14 protein-coding genes and 2 tRNA genes are annotated in these 25714 nt (G+C 47.5%); 15 read left to right on the top strand and 1 reads right to left on the bottom strand.

The genetic code is table 11. The features are described 5' to 3' along the window. Positions 1 to 4: 4 nt before the first annotated feature. From HP567_RS19150 to HP567_RS19105, 10 genes are all read left to right on the top strand, one after another. Positions 5 to 3142: an efflux RND transporter permease subunit gene (locus HP567_RS19150; protein ID WP_173607829.1), complete on the top strand. Its 3138-nt coding sequence runs from the start codon at positions 5 to 7 to the stop codon at positions 3140 to 3142. A gap of 28 nt (positions 3143 to 3170) precedes the next feature. Beyond that, the gene (locus tag HP567_RS19145) at positions 3171 to 4397 is read left to right on the top strand and encodes an efflux RND transporter periplasmic adaptor subunit (RefSeq protein ID WP_173607828.1); all 1227 of its coding nucleotides are present in this window, start codon (positions 3171 to 3173) and stop codon (positions 4395 to 4397) included. 204 nt (positions 4398 to 4601) lie between these two features. Continuing rightward, complete coding sequence (locus tag HP567_RS19140) at positions 4602 to 5312, top strand: cytochrome c biogenesis CcdA family protein (protein WP_173607827.1); 711 nt, start codon at positions 4602 to 4604, stop codon at positions 5310 to 5312. A gap of 23 nt (positions 5313 to 5335) precedes the next feature. Further along, positions 5336 to 5869, top strand: coding sequence for a TlpA family protein disulfide reductase (locus HP567_RS19135; protein WP_173607826.1), 534 nt, complete (start codon positions 5336 to 5338; stop codon positions 5867 to 5869). A 171-nt stretch (positions 5870 to 6040) separates the two neighbouring features. Then, positions 6041 to 6238 carry a hypothetical protein gene (locus HP567_RS19130; RefSeq protein ID WP_173607825.1) on the top strand — a complete coding sequence of 66 codons (198 nt, stop codon included), beginning with the start codon at positions 6041 to 6043 and terminating at the stop codon, positions 6236 to 6238. A 286-nt stretch (positions 6239 to 6524) separates the two neighbouring features. Then, entirely contained in the window at positions 6525 to 6695 is a 171-nt protein-coding gene (locus HP567_RS19125; RefSeq protein WP_173607824.1) for a YycC family protein, read from the top strand. A 27-nt stretch (positions 6696 to 6722) separates the two neighbouring features. Further along, positions 6723 to 7289 carry a thioredoxin family protein gene (locus HP567_RS19120; RefSeq protein ID WP_173607823.1) on the top strand — a complete coding sequence of 189 codons (567 nt, stop codon included), beginning with the start codon at positions 6723 to 6725 and terminating at the stop codon, positions 7287 to 7289. Positions 7290 to 7355: 66 nt separating this feature from the next. After that, complete coding sequence (locus HP567_RS19115; RefSeq protein ID WP_173607822.1) at positions 7356 to 7673, top strand: hypothetical protein; 318 nt, start codon at positions 7356 to 7358, stop codon at positions 7671 to 7673. A gap of 92 nt (positions 7674 to 7765) precedes the next feature. After that, positions 7766 to 7850, top strand: a tRNA-Tyr gene (locus tag HP567_RS19110). A 45-nt stretch (positions 7851 to 7895) separates the two neighbouring features. Continuing rightward, a tRNA-Leu gene (locus HP567_RS19105) sits at positions 7896 to 7977 on the top strand. Positions 7978 to 8135: 158 nt separating this feature from the next. On the opposite strand, the gene edeQ is transcribed toward HP567_RS19105, so the two are convergent. Continuing rightward, positions 8136 to 8573, bottom strand: coding sequence for an edeine self-resistance N-acetyltransferase EdeQ (gene edeQ / locus HP567_RS19100; RefSeq protein WP_173607821.1), 438 nt, complete (start codon positions 8571 to 8573; stop codon positions 8136 to 8138). 298 nt (positions 8574 to 8871) lie between these two features. On the opposite strand from edeQ, the gene edeP reads away from it, so the two are divergent. Genes edeP through edeL form a run of 5 tightly spaced genes read left to right on the top strand, consistent with a single transcriptional unit; the run spans position 8872 to position 25697 of the window. Further along, positions 8872 to 13377, top strand: coding sequence for an edeine non-ribosomal peptide synthetase EdeP (gene edeP / locus HP567_RS19095; RefSeq protein WP_173607820.1), 4506 nt, complete (start codon positions 8872 to 8874; stop codon positions 13375 to 13377). A gap of 45 nt (positions 13378 to 13422) precedes the next feature. Next, complete coding sequence (locus HP567_RS19090; RefSeq protein ID WP_173607819.1) at positions 13423 to 14670, top strand: lysine 2,3-aminomutase; 1248 nt, start codon at positions 13423 to 13425, stop codon at positions 14668 to 14670. Between the two features lie 24 nt (positions 14671 to 14694). Next, a complete protein-coding gene (edeN, locus tag HP567_RS19085; RefSeq protein ID WP_173608366.1) occupies positions 14695 to 21210 on the top strand; it encodes an edeine non-ribosomal peptide synthetase EdeN in 6516 nt (2171 codons plus the stop codon). A gap of 15 nt (positions 21211 to 21225) precedes the next feature. Beyond that, a complete protein-coding gene (locus HP567_RS19080; protein WP_173607818.1) occupies positions 21226 to 22389 on the top strand; it encodes a pyridoxal phosphate-dependent aminotransferase in 1164 nt (387 codons plus the stop codon). A gap of 17 nt (positions 22390 to 22406) precedes the next feature. After that, positions 22407 to 25697 (top strand): edeine non-ribosomal peptide synthetase EdeL, encoded by a 3291-nt coding sequence (gene edeL, locus HP567_RS19075; protein WP_173607817.1) that lies wholly within the window; start codon positions 22407 to 22409, stop codon positions 25695 to 25697. Positions 25698 to 25714: the final 17 nt, after the last annotated feature.

Raw genomic sequence — 25714 nt, 5'->3', positions numbered from 1 at the left:
TGGATTGAATCTTTCTGAACTATCGATTAAACGCCCGGTCACCATGATTATGTTGACTCTGGCCATGCTGATTTTTGGTTTCGTCTCACTGCCTCGCTTGGCGATTGATCTCATGCCGGACCTGAACTTCCCGGTTGCTGTCGTAGTTACCTCCGTTGACGGCGGATCGCCAAGTGAGGTAGAAAAACTGGTAACGAAGCCGATTGAGGACGCACTTGCAACGGTATCCGATTTAGATAGTATACAATCGGTATCGATGGAAGGCGCTTCGCAGGTTATCCTCATGTTTAACTGGGGGACAGACCTTGATCAGGCGACTCTCGACATGCGGGAGAAGGTAGATCAGGTTCGTGGCTCTTTGCCTGACTCAGCTAGAGCGCCACGTGTACTGCGCATTGACCCGAACAGTACACCGATCATAGAGTTTGCGGTGACGGGTGAGCAAGATATCAACAAATTGAAAAAGATGGCCGAGGATATGATCCAATCACGCCTGGAGCGTATTGATGGGGTCGCATCTGCTTCCATCAGCGGTGGACAAAGCCGGATCATCGATGTTACCGTCGATCCAGCCAAACTGGCGGCGTATGGATTGTCCCTTGACCAAGTTCAGCAGGCTCTACAGGGCAGCAACTTGTCAGGTTCCGGTGGAGCGGTACGCGAGGGTGATGCCAAGCTCAACATCCGTGTACAAGGTGAGTTTGCCGATGTCGATCAAATCTCGCTGACACCAATCTCTGTTGGAGGAAACTCCATCAGGCTCAGCGATATTGCCGAAGTAAAAGACACGCATCAAGATGTAACGCAATTGAGTTACGTCAACGGAACACCGAGCTTGGGTATTAAAGTGACAAAAGCTTCTGGCGGAAACACCATTGAGGTAGCAGATGATGTAAAAGCTGAGCTGGAGAAAATCAAAGGCGAGCTGCCAGAAGGCGTTAAAATCATTACGACTCTGGATACATCCACTTACATTAAGGATTCCGTTTATACGACCGCTGAACATGCCCTGTTGGGTGGCGGTATCGGTATGATCTTGCTGTTCTTCTTCTTGGGCAGCTTGCGATCCATGGTAATTGCGGTCATCGTTCTTCCTGTATCGATCGTTGCTACATTCTTGCTGATGTATATGTCTGGACAAACGATCAACCTGATTTCCCTCTCCGGTTTGACATTGGGATTGGGATCATTGATTGACTTTGCGGTTGTTATGCTCGAGAATGTTTTCCGTCATCGAGAACAGGGAAAAGGTATGATGGAAGCCGCCTTGGATGGTTCCAAAGAAGTAGGTACGGCAGTAATGGCTTCGGCTTTGGCGCAAATTTGCGTATTCTTGCCGATTGCCCTCACGGAAGGTATTGCTTCTGAGTTGTTTGGACCACTTGCATTGACGGTTGTTTACTCCCATATTGCTGCGCTAGTATTCTCTATTTTGCTCGTGCCGATGCTGAGTTCGAGAATTTTAAACAAAATTCCGTCGCATACACATCATGAGAACTATCGTGGAATTAATCCGGTTACTTGGTTCAACATTGGATTTAGCAAAGTAGAAAAAGGCTACCAAAGACTGTTAAAATGGTCATTGGGCCATCGTAAAACAGTCATGATTTCTTCGGTTGTGCTGATGGTGGGCTCTCTCGCATTAACACCGATGATCGGGGCAGAGTTTATTCCAGCCATGGACCAAGGTCAAGTAAATATCTCTATCAAAATGCCGAATGGTACTGTTCTGGCTGAAACTGAGAAAGTTACCAGACAAGTAGAAGAAATTGTCAACACGGTTCCGGAGAAGAAAATTGTAGCGACTTCGGTTGGTAGCAATGCATCACCGATAGCTAGCACATTGTCATCCAATCAGGGGACGATCACCCTGATGCTGGTAGATCTCGACCAGCGAACTCGTTCCTCCAATGAAATTGTGATGGATCTCCAGGAAAAGCTGAAACATATTGCTGGCCCGGAAATTAAGGTAAGCGCACCAGCCGGCATGTCTACCGGTTCCCCCATTCAACTGAAGGTTAGCGGGGATGACTTGGCCGTACTGAAAGACATCAGTGGTATCATTAAAGGTGAAATTGAGAAGGTACCTGGTACGAGTAACGTAACAACCAGCTTGGAAGAATCAAGACAAGAGCTGGAAGTGAAGATCGATGCTGAGAAAGCGAGCCTGTACGGATTGACGACAGGACAAATTCTCTCCAGTGTTCGCACTTCCTTCCAAGGTCAAACGGTAACGTACTATCGCACAGGGGATGATGAGATTGACGTCAACCTCAAGCTGCCCAAATCGTATCAGGAAGACATCAACTTCTTGAACAATATGCGAATTTCCGCTCCTGGTGGGGCACAGATCGCGCTTACCTCGGTTGCGACTATCAATAAGGTAGATGTGCCAGTATCGATTAACCGTGCCAACTCAAGCCGTGAAGTTCAAGTAACGAGTGATTTGGCAGGGCGTGACCTGAGCTCTGTCACACGGGAAGTGCAAGAGAAAATTTCGAAGCTGAATCTCCCGGATGGCTACACAGTCGATTTTGGCGGGCAAAGTGAAGAAATGATGGAATCATTCAGCAGCCTTGCTCTCGCGATTGTACTGTCTGTCGTGTTGCTTTATATGGTAATGGCAGCGCAGTTTGAATCGTTATACACCCCATTTATCATCATGTTCTCCGTGCCACCAACCGTTACAGGTGTTCTGCTTGGACTTTTGGCGACAGGTACAACGATCAGCGTTGGGGTTTTGATCGGGTACATCTTGTTGATCGGTTTGGTCGTGAACAACGCGATTGTATTGATCGACTACGTGAACCAATTGCGTGCTAAAGGTATGGAGCTGTATGATGCGATCCTGCATGCTGGCCCGATTCGTCTTCGTCCGATTTTGATGACGACACTTACCACTATTCTGGCGATTGGACCACTCGCATTCTCTGGCGGCGCTGGTTCTGAAACGAACGCACCAATGGCCGTGACGGTTATTTTCGGTCTTGGATTCTCTACCTTGATTACACTAGTTCTGGTTCCTGTCGTTGCTTCCTGGTTTGATGACGCAGGGAAAAAGAGACGCTTGAAGCGCCAATTGAAACTCGAAAAGAAACTTGCTAAGAAACAAAAGAAAATCAATCCCGCTTTGGAATCGTAAGACGTTTGTGGGAAGAGGAGGGACATACATGAAACTAAATAAAAAACCCGTCATTTTGGCATTGCTGGCCATCACTCTAGTGGCAGGGTGCTCCAGCCCGCAAGCGGAAACGCCGCCTACGGAAACGGTGGAAGCAGCAACCCCTGTACAGGTTGAAACGGTTGCTTTAGGCACAGTAGTATCAGATTCTGGTCTCACGGCAAAGCTGGCTCCGAGTGAAGAAGTGCAAGTTTCCCCGAAAATGGGCGGGAAAATTTCTTCCCTGCCAGTGAAACTGGGCCAATACGTGACAAAAGGTCAAGTATTGTTCAAGCTCGATGAAAAAGATCTCGTGAACGGTGTCAAGCAAGCAGAAGCAGCTTACAACGTATCAAAAGCCAGCTTAAACCAAGCAGGCAGCAGCTCTGATCAAGGCTTGGTTCAAGCAAAAAATAGCCTGAAGCAGGCAGAAACTGCCCTTCAGGATGCCAAAGTAAACCAGCAGCGGATGCAACAGCTCTTTTCTCAAGGAGCGATTTCCGCACAGCAGATGGAACAGGCAAACTCCCAACTGACAACGGCACAGACTTCTTATGATAACGCACAGCAGGCTTTACAATCTGCTGGGCAAAAAACGAGCGTGCAAGTTTCCGAAGCCTCTGTGCAGCAAGCCCAAGTGAGTCTGCAAAATGCTCGTGAGCAATTGGCGAATGCAACTGTGACGTCTCCGATCAACGGATATATTTCCAGCGTAAATGGCGCAGTTGGTCAAATGGCAGGTCAGCAGCCGGTTGTGGTTGTCGTTAACACGAACCCACTTCTGGTAAAAGCGAATCTGTCAGAAGCTGATATCACAAAAGTAAAAGTAGGGACTACTGTAAAAGTAAACGTACAATCATCAGGAAAAACGATTGATGCCAAAGTAACGGCGATGAGTCCAGTCATGGATTCACAGCTCAAGGCATACCCGGTGGAGATTACAATTCCAAACCCATCCAATGAGCTGAAGTCCGATATGGTTGTGAATGTGACCTTCCCATCGGTTGGGGAAAGCGGAGCGAAATCGATCGTTGTAACACGCGGTGCAGTTTTTGATCGCGATGGTAAACAGTATGTATTCAAGCTGGAAGGTGACGTTGCAAAACAAGTCGAGGTCACTACAGGCAAATCTTCTAGTGATCAGATCGAAATTTTGACAGGCTTGTCTGCCGGCGATAAGATCGTGGTAAAAGGGCAAACACTGCTTCAAGATGGCGGTAAGGTTACGATTCAGTAAGAAAAAAAGAATAGCAGGAAAGGGGCGGAGTACATCCGCCTCTTTTTTGTGTACAATGGAAGTATTCATGAAGGGGATCTGAATGAGCTATTATACAAAGGAAAATGTCACGGATTTAAGACAAAGTGTCTTTGCTACTTTTGAAGGGGGAAAAGATTCGATACAATGAGAAGATAGTGGATAAAATACCCACCGGAGGTACATATGACTGGCGATATTACTGTCTTTTTGGCATTTGCAGCAGGTTTTCTCTCGTTTATTTCTCCTTGCTGCCTGCCGCTTTATCCGTCCTTTTTGTCTTACATAACTGGGGTAACGATTGATGAAGTAAGGAACGGGAGAGCGGTTTTTCGAAAGCAAGCCTTCTTGCATACCTTTTTCTTCATTGTCGGGTTTTCGATCATTTTCGTTGCGCTTGGGTTGTCTACATCATGGATCGGAAGCTTGTTCACCGACCAGCAGGACTTGATTCGTCAATTGGGCGGTATTTTGCTTGCTGTTATTGGTTTCGTTATGCTTGGCGTGTTTAAAATGGATTGGATGATGCGTTCTTTTAAAATCGATTTAAAATCGAGACCATTGGGGTATACTGGGTCCATACTGGTGGGAATGACGTATGCAGCTGGATGGACACCTTGTGTGGGACCGATTCTTTCTGGCATTATCGTCATGGGCGTATCCAATCCTTCAAGCGCCTTGGCTTACACATTGGCGTATACACTCGGTTTCGCCATTCCGTTTTTTGTCATGACGTTCTTCATCAGTAAGGTGAAAGCGATTGTGAAGTATTCCGACCTGTTTATGAAAATCGGAGGAGCCATTATGATTTTGTTCGGTGTTCTTCTGTATACAGATAAACTGACGGATATTACACGCGTTCTCATTCAAATGTACGGAGGCTTTACGGGATTCTAACTCAGTAGGGCAGAGGTGACAAAATGAAAAAGCTGTTGCTCGCGGTGATCGTATTATTGGGCGTCGGACTTGCTGTGTGGGAAAAGCCTCAAGAAACAGCCGCAATCGTAGCAGAGGTTCAAAAACCGGAAGTTGGCTTTGCGGCTCCTCATTTTACACTGACCGGACTGGATCAGCAGACGTACAAGGTAGAAGGAAAAAGGGCGAAACCGTTGGTCTTGAATTTTTGGGCTTCCTGGTGTGGACCATGCAAGCTGGAAGCGCCTGATTTACAAAAAGTCTATGAAAAATACGGCGGACAGGTTGATATGTTTGGTGTGAACGTCACGAGCAATGACAGTCCGGAAGCAGCTATGGCCTTCGTCACCAACTACAAGCTGACATTTCCGATACCGATGGACGTAGCTGGAACTGTGTCGAACCGTTACAAGGTGATGGCATTCCCAACGACTTACTTGATTGACGCGGATGGGATCGTACGAAAGAAGATCATTGGCATGGTGGATGCTTCTACACTGGAGCTGGAACTGCGCCAGTTGTTAAGTCCAAAGCCATAATGAAGTCACATAAGTCGCTGGGAGAGAATTCTCCGGCGGCTTTTTCTATTTGTGATATGTATGACAAGGCCCATTTTGCAGGTGAATATCTTGATTTTGTATGCTTGCCTAAAGAGCGGGGGTTCTCTCCTTCATAGACTGGAGTGATCCAGGGCAAAGGGAGGAAAACAGATGGCCAAGGGCAAAAAGATCAAGAAGAAGAATACGCGACAGCACCCCAATCAAGTACAGATGAAAATCGTAACATCCCATACATGTCAAGTATGCAAGCAGCAATGTGCACGAGGTTTGGCATATATGGAGCAGATGTCCCAGCCCGGCGCGATCGGCTTTGGTGTACCATGTATCCTTACTAAGCAAAAGCCATAGTTCGTCCTTTTCCATTGTGCGGGATATTCTGTTCACGAGATAGTCCCTTCGCGTACGGTGAGCAGGGATCAAACAGCCTGACTCCATTTTGGAGCTACCTATGGGTGGCTCTTTTTTAATTTTTCATTAAGAATTGGCCTGAGCAAATGTGAAAGAGAGGATCAGTAGAGCCAACATGTTACAAAGGTTAAAGGCTCTCAAGTGCCAGGCTTGTATGCTGGCAGGTTTAACGGCTGTGTATTATACTGAAGGAACTGATAAAAGCAAGGGAAAGGAGCAAAATAACATGCGTCCATTACAAATATCACCGGAGACCGCTGTCAAGCTGGCGGAAGCGCTTCAGGTACCCTTGGAGCGTCTCATGCACATGCCGCAGCACATCTTGTTGCAAAAAATGATGGAGCTGGCGAATCAAGAAAAGGAAGCAAACGAAGCAACGGATAAAACCCAAGAATAGGCGAGCGATACAAAAGGAGGAGAAAAGATGGGGGCAAACGTAGCACATAAATTCCGTACGGGGCTTAAGCCACAGGCGTTTGTGGAAAGCATGACGAAAAATCAGGATACATACCAAAACTGGTCGGATGCATTTTCATGGGAGGATGAACAAGAACGTGCTTTTTTTGCCTCTCTCCAGCATCGTGATGACCTCAGATGTTTGATTTTGGCTGCAGATTGGTGTGGCGACGTCGTTCGCAACTTGCCAGTCGTCTTACATGCCCTGAAAGAAACGGACATGCCAGTGGAAATTATGGTGATGGAAGAACACCTCGATCTGATGGATGAGTTTCTTACGATGGGAGGTCGGGCGATCCCTGTTGTTATTTTCGCAGACACGGGTGGTCATGTTCTTGCCAAATGGGGACCGAGACCAAAGCATGTCCAAGCTGTCATGACGGCATTCAAACAAGATAACCCGGACCGAACCGCAACGGATTATGAAGACAAGATCAAGGTAGCGCGTGCCGAAATGCTTGAGCAGTATGGAGAAGGCACTGGCTATCAACAAGTGATTGTCAAAGAACTGAGAGAGCTACTTTCCTCGATCTAACGATCATATCAAAAACAGGGCGGAGTCCCGGCTCCGTCCATTTTCATGCAGAAGGGCTGAATATTCATGTATTACTACGGCAATGAAACCATTATGTCCTTGGAGCAGGTGCTTCGCTTAAAAGCATCGGAAGTTCGAATCCTGGAGTGGGTACGTACCTACGAGTTTTTAGAAAACAGTTATGGGATCGATGAAGCCGTTCCCTACTTCTTGGAGATAAAATGTGAAGAAGGGCATGTCAAGATTCGCAAAAACCGCATACTAGAATTCCCGGAATACTCCTGTGAGGGAGAAGCAACATTTCAAGAAGTAGACGAAGCATTGCGTGTCTTTCACGAGTGGGCACAGGAGATTTTGGCGAAAAAAGATAGTCAATTTAAATAAATATATTGACGTCAAACAAAGTTCATGATAAATTAATAAATGTCGCTTCTGGTTGAAGAGAGTAGACGCAGAAGATAGACAGCACATATTGTGGGGAGATAGTGAAGTGGCTAAACACGGCAGACTGTAAATCTGCTCCCTCCGGGTTCGGCGGTTCGAATCCGTCTCTCCCCACCATTGATTTTCTTTCGAAGATGTGCTAATTTATTCATAGTTTCACTTGCCGGTGTGGCGGAATGGCAGACGCGCGCGACTCAAAATCGTGAGGGAAACCGTGGGGGTTCAAGTCCCTTCACCGGCACCATATCAAAACGAATGCACACTAACCATGATGTTTACAGACACATGGAAGGTGTGCTTTTTTAATATACATACGGGAAACAATCCAAACAGCGGCGAGTCTAAGACTTGGTTTTCAGGTCTTAGGTCGCCGCTGTTCCCTTTTTGGGTAACGAAAACTCGCTAAAAATTTAATTCGGCAATCGTCTCGCCAAACAGAACCATACCATTTTTTTGAAATCCGAGTGAGGAGTAAAGGTTTTCGGCTGCGACGTTGGCTGGAGCATAACCAATGACAATTTTTTGACAATCTTCCTTTGCCTTCAAGATATCAATGACTTGCGCAATCGCAGCACGTCCGTAGCCTAGTCGTTGGTACTTCGCATCAATTAAGAGTCTGTAAATCCAGTAGTTGCCATCGTCAGGGTCAAGCCCATACATGACAAAGCCAACCATGGTGTCATCATGGTATATGGCCAAAGGAACAAATGTAGTTTGAAACTTTGATTCAGCGATGGAGTAGAGGTTCGGGGCAACAAACTCGCTCTGTTCGGGAGTAGGTTCCAGTTCAATACACTCTTCCCAGTTTTCCAAAGTTACTTCACGAAGTGTCACAGACATCTAATCACATTCATCCTTCCGAGGGCTTTTTGCCAATATATTACATTTTATCCTACGTGAAAAGACAGCCAAAATCAATAGAGTACACAAATTTTTTTCTATTTTATGCAGCGCTAGAGAAGGAGAACAAGGGATGGAATTCCCGTAATTTTCAGAAATAACAATTTATGGAAAATTCATTTGACACTACAGAAGAGTCATCTATATAGTTGGAATTGGAAGTATTTGTAATCGATTTGATTTTTTACCATGTCTGAATTGTGGTTACATCTGCACAATTCAGAAAGGGGGATATGCTTTGCGCCAGGATAAGAAGCAATGGAAGGTCGGTTATCCTTTAAGTCATCCACAAAAGCGTATCTGGTATACGGAAAAATTACATCCACAGCTTCCTATCCATACGTTAGGGGGGATGGTGAGGGTGCAAGGAAAGGTGAAGCTGGATGTACTGGAAGCCGCTATTCACCTGTTCATTCAAAAGAACGATACCTTGCGACTCAACTATCAGGAGGAAGAGACAGTCCTTCAGTTTGTTGGAGAGTACGAACCGCAGCCATTGCAGGTGTTTGATTTCAGACAGGAACAGAATGCGCCAGAGCGGTGCAGACAATTTCTGCAAGATTTGTTTACAAAGCCGTTTTCGATCGGACAAGAGCCTCTGTTCTACTTTTGTCTGATTCAACTGAGTGATGAAGAAGCGGGGTATTTTGTAAAGCTGCACCATTTGATTGCTGATGGTTGGTCTATTTCAATCATGACAGAACAAATTGCTCACTATTATGACACGTTGTTGGCAGGCGGTACCGTCCATGTAGGAGATGAACACGCTTATCAAACTCTTGTCGAAAGGGAGCATGCCTATTCTCAGACTGAGAGATTTGAAAAGGACAAGCGATACTGGCGGGACAAGTTTCATAGCTTGCCCGTAATCACGACATTACAAAAGGCGACAGATACTACTGAAGGCAAGCGCAAAGTTTTTGCATTCAACCGCGAAGATTCGACAAGAATACGCCAGTTTGCAGACCAAATGAAATGCTCGCTAAATTCCTTGTTTGTGGCTCTCGTGAGTCTTTACCTGCAGCGCTGTTCGAGGCAAGAAGAAATCGTGATCGGTACACCGCTGTTAAACCGTTCAGGCAAAGTGGAGCGCAAAATATTCGGGATGTTCACCAGCACTATGCCATTTCGTCTGGCAGTTCCGATGGAAATGGATGCTATCGATTATGTTAAATATGTCAACAGGGAACTCACTTCCTGTTATTTTCATCAGAAATATCCGTACGATTTGCTGGCTCAAGAGCTGGAGCTGAAGAAACATGGCTATGACAGCCTGTTTCAGATTTGTGTAAATTATTACAGCACGCAGCTGCCATTCACTCTTGGTGGCTACCCCGTGACTAATGAGGAGTTTTACAACGGTCACCAGTTGTATTCGCTCCAAGTGATTATCAGAGAATGGGCAACAGATGAACAATTGACAATGGAATTGGACTATAAGATAGCCGAGTACACGGAAGAGGATATTGACCGAATAGCGGATCATCTCATAAGGCTTCTCCATCAGATGATCTCGATTCCAGAAGTACCGCTGTCCAATCTGAACTTCCTTGCTGACGAAGAGTTGGCACTACAACTCCATACGTGGAATGATACTGCTGCTTCCTATCCCAGCGAGAAGACGGTTGTCCAGTTGTTTGAAGAGCAAGTAATACGCTCACCACAGGGAGTTGCGTTGGAGTCAGAAGGGCGCTCGCTGACATTTCAGGAACTGCAGGATCAAGTGAATCGACTCGCTCAGTCGTTGCGAAACCGAGGAGTTGGCCCTGGTGTAATTGTGGCGTTGCTGGCAGATCATTCGCCAGAGATGATCATCGGGCTGTTGGCAGTACTAAAAGCTGGCGGGGCTTACCTTCCGATTGATCCTCAACTCCCTTCTCAGCGCATCGAATATCTGCTGTCTGATTCTGGAGCGGACCTGTTGCTTCGTCACACTTCGCGAACAGAGGATATTTCGTGGTCCAAAAAAATCCTAGAGCTTGGTGATTCGTCCCTGTATATAAAGGATGGCGCAACTCTGGAATTGGTTAGTCAGCCAGATGATTTGGCCTATGTCATTTATACATCAGGCTCTACTGGAAATCCGAAGGGAGTCATGGTTACTCATCGAGGACTGGTCAACTATATTTCGTGGGCGAAAGACCGCTATCTCTCCGGTCCTGAAGAAGCGTTCGCTTTCTATTCCTCGCTAGCATTTGACTTGACGGTTACGTCTATTTTTTGCCCGTTGGTAAAGGGAAATCGGATGGTTATCTATCCGCACTCCGATTCAGAGTTTGTATTATCGCGAATCTTTAGCGATGGACGCTCCCATGTTGTAAAGCTGACACCTGCCCATCTGTTTTTGCTGCAAGAAATCGCTTTGCCTAGTACCACGGTAAAGAGAGTGATAGTGGGCGGCGAGGACTTGAAGGTGAGTCTGGCTGAGGCAATTCATGCGAAATGGAACGGACAAATTGAAATTCTCAATGAGTATGGCCCTACCGAAACAGTAGTTGGGTGCATGATCTATCAATACGATCCAGTGATCGATACCGAAGGATCTGTACCGATTGGACATCCGATCAGTAACGTGCAGCTCTACATTTTGGATTCATATGGCAACCCAATCCCAATCGGATCGACGGGAGAGCTATTCATCTCGGGAGATAGTGTGGCACGGGGGTATCTCAACCGCGAGGAATTGACGCAAGAGCGTTTCCTACCTGATCCGTTTCAGCCAGGTAAAGTGATGTACAAGACGGGCGACCTGGTTCGCTATCGGCCTAATGGAGTCATGGAGTATCTGGGGCGGGCTGACTATCAGGTGAAGATTCATGGTTACCGCATTGAATTGGGTGAAATTGAACAACAGCTACTTGGTTATTCTTCTGTGCGTGAGGCCGTGGTGATTGATCGCATGGATACGTGGGGGCGTAAGTACCTTTGTGCTTACTTGATCACGGAAACATCTTTCCGGGAAAATGAGCTCCGCGAAGAACTGGCGAGTCGATTGCCTGCATACATGATCCCTTCGCAAATTGTGCAGCTTGAACAGTTTCCGTTGACCTCAAATGGCAAGGTAGATCGAAGACTGCTTCCCGAACCTGTCATGGAGCGAAAAGGTGTGGGGGATGAAACCAGTCCTCGTGACGAGTTTGACAAGCTATTGGTTGACGTGTATGAGGACGTGCTTGGTCATTCGCCGTTTGGTCTACATGACCCATTTTCTCAACTAGGCGGGGATTCGATCAAGGCGATTCAGGTTTCCTATCGATTGCATCAGCGAGGAATCAAGATTCCCGTAAGAGACATCTTGATTTATGACACGATTGCAGAACTAAAAGCGAGAAGTGACTGGAGCTGGGGAGTGGAACAGATCTCGCAAGAGCCGTGTACTGGCGAGTTGCCGTCATCTCCCATCGTTTCTTGGTTTTTGTCACAACAGTTCCGCAATGCTGATCATTGGAACCAGTCATTGCTCCTTGAAAGCAAGGAAAAAGTAACGCTGGAAGAGTTTGAAGCGAGTCTGTATGCACTGGTTAACCACCATGATTGTCTGCGACTCAATTACTCTGCAAAAGATGGGAAGCTCTTTTACAATGAGCGCCACCTGACCAATCGCGTGTCAGTGACTTGCGTCGATCTTTATTCCTTACCGCAAGAAGAACAGGAGAGTAGAATGCTTGAGGCGATGCGAGCTTGCGCTGTTAGCTTCAAGTTGGAAGAATCTTTGCTGTTTACCGGTTGTCTCTTTGAATTAGGTCCTGATCGACCTCAGCGATTGTTTCTGACGGCCCATCATCTTGTAGTGGACGGTGTCTCCTGGAGGATTCTCCTGGAAGATTTGATGAGTGCCTTGGCCAGTCTGAAACGTAATGAGCCGATTGTTTTGCCAGATAAAACACATTCGATGCAAGCGTGGATCAAGGAAGTCTCCGCCTTTTACCAGTCGGATCAGGCAAGCAAAGAAAAAGCATATTGGGACATGTTTTCCATCCCGGAAGACAAACTACCGACTGACTTCGATTTTGGCGAAGATTTGGTAGAATACAGCGCTACATCTACGCGCACACTTTCAGCCGAGATGACATCGCGACTGTTGACGACGGCCAACCGAATGTTCAATACGGGTCCCCAAGACTTATTGGTTGCAGCACTTACCCGGACATTATCTGATGTATTTGATAGGGAGCGTCTCTTACTGGTAATGGAGTCTCATGGGCGGGAGTCTTCTATCCATACGATGAACATAACCAGAACAGTAGGATGGTTCACCAGCATGTACCCTGTTTTGTTCGAAACGAATCTATCCAATCGGACCGATCACCTAAAAGGGGTAAAGGAGAAGTTGCGCCAGATTCCGATGGGTGGGCTTGGGTTTGGCTGGCTAAAGCCTCAGCTGCTCGCGGCTGTGGAAAAGTCCCAAGTTCGATTCAATTATCTGGGATCGGTGGATAATCAACTAAGTGATGATCTGGTACTAATGGGAGGAAACTTGGCAGTTGATGCCGGGGTGGGGAATCATTTGACTGCACTGCTTGACGTGGCTGCTCTCATTCGTCAAGGAGAACTTCAGGTTTCTGTTACGTACAGCTTGCGCAAGTATAGCGAGGAGACCATGGAGAAGATACTTGCGCTGTTTTTCAATGAATTGGAGCAGCTCATTGATCATTGTTGCCGTCAGGAGGTCCCTGAATTCACTCCATCGGATTTTGAAGATGTGGAATTGTCGCAAAAAGAGCTGGATCTACTGTTTGGTTAGCAAGCGAATCTCATGCGTGTTTAATGAATGACAGGAGGGATTACATTGAGTGTCAAGGTATTAATGGGGAAAAAAGGATTTGAGGAGTTCGCAACAATTGTCGGCTTTACAGAAGCTGAGAGGGAAGAACGCAGTGCATTACTGGAGCAGTCTTATATGCCATTCAAGGTGACTCGCTATTATGCCGAGTTGATTGCGAGTCAATCAGAGCCTTATCGTACCCAGATGATCAATATCGTGCTTCCGCCACCGGGAGTAAAGCCCTATAAAGGCCGTTTTGATCCGTATGGAAACAAGTCGTACCGTCAGGATGAAACAGCTTTTCTGCAACACAAGTATAAGAAGACGTTGTTGCTTCACATCGACGATTTTTGTATTGCCAACTGCCAGTTCTGCTATAAAGTGAATGAAATCCGCCATGAGGATATTGGATACACCAATATTATGGACAAAGCAGAAAGGGCAGTACAGTATCTGGAAGCCCACCCGTACATCGATAATGTCCTCTTTACCGGTGGAGACCCTGCTTCCTTCCGTAAAACTTCTGACTTAATCAAGCTGATCAGCACGCTATTGAGTGTGAAGAGTATTCGACTCGTTCGCTTTGCAACCAAGGCTTTGGCCTATGACCCTGCTCGTTTTCTTGATGGAGAGCTGCTGGCGTTTTTCGACCAAGTAAGACAGACGCCGGGCAAGCAGGTAAGTGTGATTTCTCAGTTTAACCATCCTGGGGAAATAAGCGACGTTTCAATTCAAGCAACGCAAGCACTGCTATCCGTCGGTGTCCAGATTCGCGGACAGCCTGCCATCATTCGTGGCGTTAACGATTCTGTCGAGACCTTGATCGACTTGCAGCGCAAGTTTTTGGATAATCGAATCATTTCGTATTATTTGACGGTATTTATGCCAGTCAGGGGAGTCGAGCAGTATGCCATTCCGTTGGACGAGGCTTTCCGGAATGTGGCCGAGTCCAAGCGCAATCTGGGTGGCTTGGAGAAAAAAGGGGTACTTCTTACTTCCCACGACTTTGGAAAATTAGAGATTTGTGGCTTTTATCCGACAGCCGAGCGCCCTGAAAAAATCGTTTTGAAATGGCATCAAGCAGTCGGACCAGACTATCTTCCAGCGCGGTTGAAGGAATTAATTCCAACTCGTTCAGAAGACCTGATGATTTTGGACTACAAACAGGGAGAGATGTACTGCCTCGACCATGTCTTCGAACACAATGGCTTGCCGTACGTGAATGCAGATGGGGAGATCGTGGAAAACCTGCCGAGTGAAGCAGTTCGGTAAGGGAGTCAGGAGAGAAAAATTGTGATGAACAAGATCGACAAAAACAATATAGCTGACATTTTGCCGTTAAGTCCGACGCAGGAGGGCATGCTGTTTTATTACCGACTCCAAAAGGACTCCAATCTGTATTTTGAACAGCATCGGCTAACCCTTCGTGGCAAGTTTCAGCTGGAGTTGTTTACGCAGGCCGTTACGATGGCGTTTGAGGCCAACGAAATGCTCCGTACGGTTTTTCGCTGGGAGGGGCTTCAGGCCCCTGTTCAGCTCATTCTCAAGCAAAAGACATTGGAGATTCCTTATTTCGATTGGAGCGAGTTACCATCTGGAGCGCGTGAAAGAAAACTGTCTGCTTTGTTGTCACAGGACAAGCAAACACCTTTCACGCTTGAGTTAGGCAATACCATTCGCATTCAAGTAGTGAGGATGGAGTTGTATCGTTATGAAGTCATATGGTCATTTCATCACATTCTCATGGACGGATGGAGTTCCGGCATTCTCCTAAGAGAGATATTTACAGCGTATGGGCAATTGTGCTCGGGACAGTCCCCTGCGATCAAGCAGAAGGCGAAATACAAGGAGTATCTGCGTTTTCTCAAAGAAGCTTCGAATGAACAATCGTTATCGTATTGGAAAGATTCCTTACAAGGAATTAGCTCTCCTACGCCGCTTCCCTATATGCGGGATCGTAACGAAGAGCAGCGTTATTCTTCTTATCATCTTCGGCTTAGTCGAACGCTTACGGATACATTGGAGGAAACATCCAAGCGTAACCGCGTGACAATCAGCACACTGTTGCAAGCCGCGTGGGGGATTTTACTGCAAAAATACAGCGATACGCGGGATGCTCTTTTTGAAGTGGCGTACGCTGGTCGTCCTGCCCATCTCACTGGAGTAGAGGAAATCGTCGGACTCTTCATCAAGACGTATCCACTCCGGGTCAAACGGACAGAAACGACAACAGTCAAAGATCTGCTGGGTGTCATGATGGAAGAACAGCACCAGATGGCCCCGCATTTGTACGTGCCATCGGTTGAGTTGAAAAACTGCTCAGAGATGGACGCACAAACCCCTTTGGCGCACAGTTTGTTCGTTTTCCAAAACTATCCCATCGACAAGACGCTGGCCGGATTGGAACTTGACTTCGAGCTGGAGAATATCACTTCACATGAAACAACCGATTATCCATTGGTGCTGGAAGTAACACCAGGCGATGAATGGACAATCCATGTCAACTACCAGGCATGGAAGTTTCAAGCGACGGAAATCGAACGCCTGGCGCTTCACTACCTGAGCCTTCTCGAGCAGATTGCGGCTGATTCGGATCAAGAGATTCGTGACCTTACCCTGCTCAGTGATCGTGAGCGGCAAGAGATGATTGAGGAACAGATGAAAGTCGTGCCAGTTCCGAGTAATTACTGCGTGCACGAGTTGATTGATCAAGCTGCAGAAAAAACACCGGATGCAGTTGCGCTTATACACGGAAAGCAGACTGTGACCTACAAGGAGTTACAAGAACAAGCGAATCGCCTGTCTTGGGCTCTGCAAAAGGAGGTGACAGATGCAGGCCGACCGATAGTTATCATGTGTGATCGTTCCCCTGAGATGATTACTGCACTGCTGGCTATCCTCAAAGCTGGGTGTTACTATGTCCCGCTTGATCCAGACTTGCCAAAAGCGCGAATTGAACAGATCGTAAGCCAGATTCAGCCTAGTCTGATTGTGACAGAAGGCAGCTATCTGGAACTCGTCGCTGACTTGCAAACAAGGGTGTTTCGACTGGATGAACCAGCATGCTGGGCACAGGAGTTAACTCCAACACCACAGCGAAAAGCAGCACCTTCAAGTACGGCTTATGCCATCTTTACTTCTGGTTCGACAGGTACGCCAAAAGGTGTGCGTGTAAAGCATGATCAATTAATCAACGCTCTTTGGTGGCACATAGAATTTGTCGGGTTCGGAGAGCAGACGAGAACGTTGCAGATCGCCACATTAACTTTTGACGCATCGGTTGTCGAGATTTTTTGCACACTGATCAGTGGCGGTACCCTTTGCTTATTGCAGCGACTCGAAAACAAGTCCCCGCAAAAATTAGCGGCTGCCATCGAGAGTCAACAGGCAAACGTGATACTCGTCGTCCCTACGATGTATCACGCTTTGCTTGACCACGTGGCTGATGGCTCGCTGAATTCGATTCAAAAAGTGTTGTGTACAGGAGAGATGCTGTCTTCTTCATTAGTGGAAAGACATGCAGCCTTGCTCCCTCAAGCGCAGATGTACAACTTGTATGGTCCGACGGAAAATAGTATCTCGGCATCGGGGTATTGTGTACCTCGACAAGGGCCTTTTGAAAACCCGCTTCCGATTGGACATCCGAGTTACAATGTTCGTGTCTTTCTTCTGGACCAAGATTTTCATCTGTTGCCCAAAGGGGTAATAGGGGAGATGTACGTAGGCGGGATGGGAGTAACGGAAGGGTACATCGCTGACGAGGAAAAAACCAGAGCGTCTTACTTACTGACCCCATATGGCAGACTTTATCGTACAGGAGACTTGGCTTGCTGGACGGATGAAGGACATCTGCAATATTTTGGTCGCAAGGATTTCCAGATCAAGATTCGTGGCAACCGCGTTGAATTGGAGGAAATAGAAGCTGTCCTGCGCCGTCAGCCTGGTGTCAGGGAAGCAGCGGTAGTGGCCATTCAGGAGTCAAAGCGCGATCCTTATCTGGTTGCATGCTTGGCTGCAACGCATCCCATTGAGGACCACGTACTGCGAGAAGCAGTGCTGACTTATCTGCCTGACTATATGCTACCTGCCTTTTTTGTCCATCTTGATGCCTTGCCTCGGACGCAGAGTGGAAAAGTAGACAAGACTGCCTTGCAACGTCTGGATTACACGAAGTATCGCGCGGGAAAGGAAGAGGCCCCGGCAGATGAACTTGAGCAGCAATTGGCCCAAATATGGCGCGAGCTTTTGGCAATCGAAAAAATAAGCGTGCACGATCATTTTTTCTCGCTGGGAGGCCACTCGCTGAAAGCCGCTCAACTCGTGACCAGATTGCAAAAAGAAAGAAAAACAGACATCACGATCAGGGATGTATTCCAGAACCCCACCATTCGACAATTAGCGGACCGCATCAGGGGGAGACAGCCGATATCCTACGAGCCGATTGATCGGGTCAGTCAAGCCGAGAGATACAGGGCTTCTTCTTCACAGAAACGAATTTTCGTGATGCACGGGATAGAAGGCGAAAGCACCAGCTACAACATGTCGGGTGTAATCTCGGTAAACGGTCATCTGGATGTAAGTCGAGTGAAACGTGTGATTAAGGAAATCATCCAAAGGCATGAAGCATTCCGTACTTCGTTTGCGGTACAGGATGGAGAAGTGTATCAGTACATCAGCGACAAAGTGCCATTTGAGATCCAAACCATGCATAGCGATGGCAGGACATTGGACGAACTGATGGAAGACTTCCGGCAATCCTTTGATTTGATGAAAGCCCCTCTCCTTCAGGTTTGCCTGGTTGAGGTCACAGCTACTCAGCATTATCTGTTGTTCAACTCTCATCATATTATTTTGGATGGTATTTCTCTGAACGTGTTAATGGAAGACTTCGCCAGGTTGTATATGGGTGAAGAGCTGCCTGCACTGCCTATTCAATACAAGGACTACGCCGACTGGCAGTGGCAGAAGCGGGGGAGCGAGCAGTGGAATCAGCAGGAAAAATACTGGGTGGACACTTTCAGAGACCGAATCCCGCTCATGTGTTTTCCACTGGATTACCCCCGTCCTTCCGTTAAGACATTCCAGGGGGATCACCATACGTTCTTCATTTCTGATTCTACGTACAGTGATTTGCATGCATTTGCCAAGCAGAACGAAGTCACAGTCCATGCTGTTTTGATGTCGGCTTATTACGTGTTGTTGATGAAATACACGTCTCAGGAAGATTTCGTTGTCGGTTCACTGGTAGCTGGTCGAAACCATCCCGATTTGGAGCGAATCGTTGGCGTCTTTATCAACTTCCTACCGATTCGCAATCGTCCACGTGCCGATCTTTTGTATACCGATTTTGTACAAGAGGTTCAGCGCAGTCTGTTACTGGCCTACGAACATCAGGATTATCCGTTTGAAGAAATCGTTGCCCGTAGCGCCGCAGGCATTCAGCAAACGCAAAATCCATTGTTTGATACGATGCTGATCTTCCATAGCCAGCGCGAGCAAGAAGTCAAATTTACCCTTGGCGACGTGCAATTTGAAGAGGTTCCGCATGAATCGAAGACGTCGAAGCTCGACTTTAAGCTGGATATTACACCACTCGCCGATCAATTCAGGTGCGTGCTTGAATACGATACCCAGTTGTTTAAAGCAGAGACAATGGAAGGCTTCGCTGGCAACTATTTGCGTGTACTCGCAGCGCTTCTGAAGCATCCAAAACAGCGATTGGATGATGTTGACATCGTGCATCACCAAACAGAAAAAGAGGGCGTGATGAACCGCCTTCATCATGTCGGAGTTGCCGTTCCAGAACTGGGTCCGGCTCAAATCATGTATGGCACTCTCGGATTTGATGCGAGCGATTCCCTCCATGATCCAGAACAAAACGTGTACCTCTCGATGTGCATGAAACCGGGCTGTGTGCCAATCGAGCTAATCGCGCCTGTAGATGAAACGTCACCTTGCGTTCGTTTGTTGGAAGAGAAGGGGACGGGTCCGTACCATCTATGTTATTCTATTTCCAATATTGCTCAATTTTTGAAAAGGTTAGTTGATTCGGATTTCAAATACGATTTGGTCAGCGCACCTAAGCCAGCGGTGCTCTTCAATCATAGACTCGTTGCCTTTCTCTTTGTGGAATCGGTAGGCTTGATTGAACTTGTAGAGAGCGAGGATATGAAGCATGACGAATGGTACAGCAGCGATCAGCAATCTGTTATCCGATTGCTTACATCAGATGCTGATCAGGCACTATCGTTCTTTACCTTCCTCGGCTACCGTGTTCACGAGAAATATCTGGATCGGCAATCGCAAGCCAGTATCATCACACTAGGCAAAGCGGAAGAGAGCAGCATTCAGTTAGTTCAGCCTCGAATGGAGCACTCGCAAGAACAACGGGAGCTCATGAAAAGTGGTTGTGGCGTCTATCAAATCGAGGACAGAGTAACGAATCTGACCGAACGGATCGACACACTGATTGCGTGTGGCATTCCCGTTACGTTTGCAGACCAGGCAGGACGTAATCTGCAACTGACAGATGCCCCCTACCTGATTTTAACGGACGGGAAATCAGCCGCACAAAGAGCTAAGCCGATTCTAGGCGAGTTTCAATCGGAAACAACGCCCATTTATTCCTTCATTCAAGAACGATTGCTGAAGCAGGAACAAGAAGAGGGGATTGTGGCTGTCAGATGTTTTGACATCGAGCTGCGGGGCAGAATCGAACTGGCGTATATGCAGCAAGCATGGCAAGCTCTCGTGCGACGTTTCCCTCAGCTGTCGCCACAAGGCCTATCGGAACCGATTCCGCTCGCGCTTTGTGATTTACAGGAGAAAAGCGAGGCAGAGGCAGCGGTATGGTTGCGAGAACGCTTGACTGCCGAGCAGAAGAGGCCGTTTGAGGACAAAGCAGGATGTTTGGCTCGATTTGAACTGGTAAAGCTGGCGGCTGATCGCTATCGGTTGATTGGAGGTCTGCACAGCTCCTTGAGTGATTGGCGAGGTCTCGGAATTCTCCTGGAAGAATGGGAGGCTCTTTATCAGGCGATTGCACAAGGGCATGAACCAACTGTGGAAGAACCGCCTCGCTACGAAGCATTCGCTGTTTGGCAGAAAAAAATGCTTTATTACGGACATCTCGAGGCCCAGCGTCACGAGTGGTTGACAGCAATAAATCCACATTCTGCTCAACCTTTTGGTACGGGTGGGGTAGCAAAACGAAAGGTCGAGCAGTATATCGACCCGACAAGTCACGCGGATTTACTGCATGTATCTGCTCATTCCAATCAGGAGCTGGGAAACATTTTGCTTGCCTCCTACCTGTTGTTGCTTCGTCAGGTCACCCAGTTGCCGAGTTTGACACTTGGGGTGGTAACGACGAACCGGACGCCAGGTGTGCTGGAACAAACGCTAGGCAACTTTGACAACATCGTACCGCTCACCATCGATATGCAGACGATTCATTCGTTTTCACAATTAGTGGATCATACGAAGCAAGTACGTGCCCGGATGCAAGCGCTCGCGTTGTATCCGTCAGAGCACTGGCAAGCGACGATGAACATGGAATGGCCGACACTTTTTGTCAACCAGACCATTCCGTTCAAAGCTCAGTCGGCAGTTTGGAAACGTGAAGTCAAGCGATCAGTCGAGCCAGAAATGGCCGGAAGTCCGTTAGTTCTTCAGGTAGCAGAAACTTCGGAAGGTATCCATGTCGTTTTTACCTATGATCCAGCTATGCTTCAGACGGCATATGTTGAATCGCTTTCAGATCGTTATGTGAAAATCTTAAAAATGTTAGCAGAAAAAACCAAAATAAAGTAAAAGGGGTAGGAGAATATGGAAATCAGATCCTCAATTAATTTTCACGACGAGCGCTTTTTGATGTTTGTACTGGACCAGATGGCAAATGAGCTTGAGAGAAACGGTGGAGAAGCGATCCGAATGACTCTTGGGAAGTCGGAAATGCCGTTGCATCCCGAAATTATCAATTCTATGCAACAGGCATTGAACAGCTTTGAAAAATATTCGCTCGTGTATCCGGGTGGCCTTCCGGAGCTGAAAGATAAGCTCTCGACTCACTATCAAACAAAATACGATGTGTCCATCAAACCGGAAAATTTCGTGATCAGTGTCGGTACCAGCACACTATTCCGCAACCTGTTCTACCTCTTGCTTAAAGAAGGCGATGAAGTGTTGCTGCCACTACCGTACTACTCGCTTTACCATTTCTGCGCGCTCTTAGTCGGTGCTAAAGTTCGTTATTACAAAATTGATTTGGATACGTTGAGACTTGATGTGGAGTCGTTTAAAGAGAATTTTACAGACAAGACGAAAGTGGTCGTGATCAACACGCCAGGCAACCCGTTGGGAAATATTCTTACAAAAGAGGAATTGTACACGATCGACAGCATCGTAGACGGCCGAGCCGCTATTATCAATGACGAGATTTATGCGAATACCTACTTCGATGACGAGTGCGAATCCGTGATGCAGCTGAAAAATACCAAGTCTACGTTCATCACAACGGATGCGTTTTCCAAAGCGTATCGGATGTATAGCAGACGTGTCGGATATGCGATCGTACCGGATGAGCTGGTGCAACCATTGACGGTCATTCAGCACCACACACTGCTCACAGCTGACCCAGTTGTACAGTTCGGAGCAATGACTGCGCTTGATTACCAGCATGAGGTTGATCATTTGGTCCAACTTTACAAAGGTCGTCGGGACTATACGATTGACGCTTTCCAAAATGTACCGGATGTCCGTGCTCTGCCAGCGCGAGGCAGCTTCTACTTCACGATTGATTGCGAACAATTTATGAAAAGAAAAGGCATCAGCACCTCACTTGAGTTGGCTACACAAATTTTCGAGGCTACACATGTGGCGACCGTACCGGGTTCTGACTTTGGCATCCCGAACACATTGCGCCTCTCATACTCTGCCGCGAAGTATAACGAGGGAATTAACCGTTTGCGGGAATTTTTCACCACCACCTAAAAAGGGGAAGAGTCGCAATGAATGGACGTATGCAGCTCGATCTGGATCTGAACGAGTTTAACCTGCTCACTGATGATGAAGCGAACTTGTTAACCAGAGTCAATCAGACAGACAAACCGTACCGCAACAAAGTAACCATCGCTGAACTGTTCGCCCGGCAAGCGGAAAAAACGCCTGATAGAGTCGCTGTGGTAGAGGCGGATCGAGAAAGAACATACGCAGAACTACACGCGGAAGCAAATCAGCTAGCCCGTATCCTACAAGATGCGGGTGTAATTCCTTCGCAACTCGTAGGAATTCTCGCAGACAGGAGCTCCCGGATGGTAGCGGCAGTTCTTGCCATCCTCCAAGCAGGTGGGGGATACGTCCCGGTTGATCCGCATTATCCCCGAGCCAGAATTCAATACCTTTTGCAGGATAGTCGCTGCAAGGTGCTTGTAACAGAATCCGTGTATCTGGATGAGATCATACCGGATCTCCCTGACAGCATCGAAACGATCATTTGTTTGGACGAGACTTCCTTCCATCACGCAGGATACAAGGTCTATACAGCGTCCGACATTCGCCGTCAAAAGGAAGAGGCGATAGCCCCGGCAGGTTCAGAGGATGATGTTGCGTATGTCATCTACACATCGGGTTCGACCGGTGCGCCAAAAGGCGTCATGATTACGCATAAACAGGTATTGAATACGTTGTTTTGGCTAGAGGAGACTTTTCCACTAAGCGAGACAGACGTGGTTGCTCAAAAAACCTCGATCTCTTTTACAGATTCGGTGTGGGAATTGTTTTGGCCGCTGATGGTTGGATCAAAGCTGTCTATTTTGAAAGAGGAAGACGGCAAAGATCCGGGAGCCTTGTATGACTGGCTGCGGGAGCAACGCATCACAGTCACCCAGTTCGTTCCTGCGATGATGAATGTGTTTCTGGCTCATGTGCACTCTCGTAATGAAGCAGATCCGTTGCCCAATTTGAAGTGGGTATTTAATGGAGGAGAAGCACTGACCGCTAATCTGGTTCGCGAATGGAATCGTTTGTTTCGTGTCGCGCGAATCGCCAATATTTACGGAATGACAGAATCGGCGATATACGCGTCCGTCTTTCTTTGCACCGAACAGCCTGCTGAAGAAACACTCAGAATCCCTATTGGTGTACCTATTGCCAATACACATATGTTCATCCTTGGCAAAACGGGGGAAATTTGTCCCCCTGATGTCAAGGGCGAGATTTGTATCGGTGGAATTGGCATCACCGACGGATATTTGGGCAAGCCTGAGTTGACCGAGAAAGCTTTTACGCATCATCCCATTACTGGCGAGCGCCTTTACCGTACGGGAGATGTCGGATTGCTCAGTGAAACGGGAGTGTTTGAATATCTGGGACGAATGGACGATCAGGTTCAAGTGCGAGGCTATCGTGTGGAACTGAAGGAAGTGGAACGCGCCGTCCTCCAGCATCCTGCCGTGAACCAGGTAGCGGTATTGGCTATGACTGATCAGATGGGCTTGACCGAACTGGCTTGCTACTATGTCGTGCAAAAGGACGGCGTTCAACCGGATGGCCTTCGTGTGCACCTGCAGGAGTGGCTCCCCGAATATATGATCCCGAGTTACTTTATGGAACTGTCCGAGATGCCGCTTACCCCGCATGGCAAGATCGATCGCAAAGCTTTGCCTGCTGTAAAGCCAAGCATTAGTAGCGAATACGTGCCTCCGGCAAACCCTATTGAACAAAAGTTGGCTGAGTTGTGGGCGGATGTTTTACAGATTCCATCCCCTGGTGTACTTGATCACTTTGTCGGACAGGGAGGACATTCGCTGAAGGCCATTCAGCTTTTATCCAGAGTAGAAAGTGACTTTCAAGTGAAGCTTTCCATGCGCGACCTGTTTGATGCTCCTACGATACGCGGTTTGGCGGATCGGATCACAGGCAGCCTCCAAGAGATGGAGCAAAAACCGATCACTTTGCTCTCTGGTCAGGAATATTACCCTGTCACGCGTGCGCAAGAGCGGCTTTACTTGTTGTGGCAGTTGGAAGAAGATGCTACCAGCTATCATACACCGGGAGTTATGCGGATCACCGGTTCTCTTGATTCGGGGCGTCTGCAAGACGTCGCAGATCAACTCGTCGCACGACATGAGGCGCTGCGCACCTCGTTTCATCTGATGGAAGGTCAGGTGAAACAAAAAGTACACAGTGACCTTTCTGTACGGATCGAGACATGGAAAACAGACGAGGAAGCTGTGGAAAAGACAATCGAACGCTTTTTCCGGCCATTCGATTTAAAGCAAGCACCTTTGCTTCGTATCGGCTTAATTGAGCTTTCATCAGAAGAGCATCTGCTGATTTTCGATATGCACCATATCATTTCGGATGGCATATCCAAGTCTATCTTGCTTGAGGAGTTTTGTTACCTCTACCAAGGACAGGTGTTGCCGGAATTGTCGGTACAGGCCAAGGAATTTGCTTGGTGGCAAAGTGAACAAGCTGCCGAGATCGGCTGGGCCGAGCATGAAGCATACTGGTTGCAAGCATTTTCCGAGCAGCCACAACCATTGGCAATCCCGACCGACTATCCTCGCCCACAAACCATGACATTTGATGGCGACGAGTTGCTGACTGAACTGTCTGGAGAATGGCTGGAAAAACTTGACTCGTTTACCCGTCAAAGTTCTACGACGCTGTACATGCTTCTGTTGGCCGTCTATTCTGTTTTGTTATCGAAATACAGCAATCAGGAAGACATCGTCGTTGGTTGCGACATGGATGGTAGACAACGTGCGGAGTTTGCCCCTGTTGTGGGAATGTTTGTGAACACCTTGGCCTTGCGAAACTGGCCGAAGAAAGAATTGACCGTCGAAGAGTATATCGGGCAGGTACGCCAAAACGTGCTTAGCGGTTTTGAGCATGGAGATTATCCATTCGATCAACTCGTAAGCCAGATTCAATTGACTCGGGATCCAGCAAGAAACCCCTTGTTTGACGCTATGCTGACCCTGCATCATGCAGCGGAACAGCAAAAAGTCAGTCTCGATCAAATCGAGTTTGCACCGTACGAGTTCAGACGCAAATCTGCCATGCTTGATCTGGCTTTGGAAGTGGTGAAGGCTGAGGATCACATATGCATGCACTGGCAATATAACACGAACTTGTATCACAGAAGAACAATCGAGAAGATGGCTCAAGACTTTGTCATTCTATTGGAGCAAATGGTAGCCCACCCGAACCGAACCATCGGACAACTTCAGATCGGTCATGGAGTAGTACAGGTTGCACAGGGACAAGTGGACGACGATGACTTTGCTTTTTGAGAAATACATGATTGACA

The sequence above is a fragment of the Brevibacillus sp. M2.1A genome, from assembly GCF_013284355.2.
Taxonomy (GTDB): Bacteria; Bacillota; Bacilli; order Brevibacillales; family Brevibacillaceae; genus Brevibacillus.
This window is presented reverse-complemented; position numbering and strand designations above follow the sequence as displayed.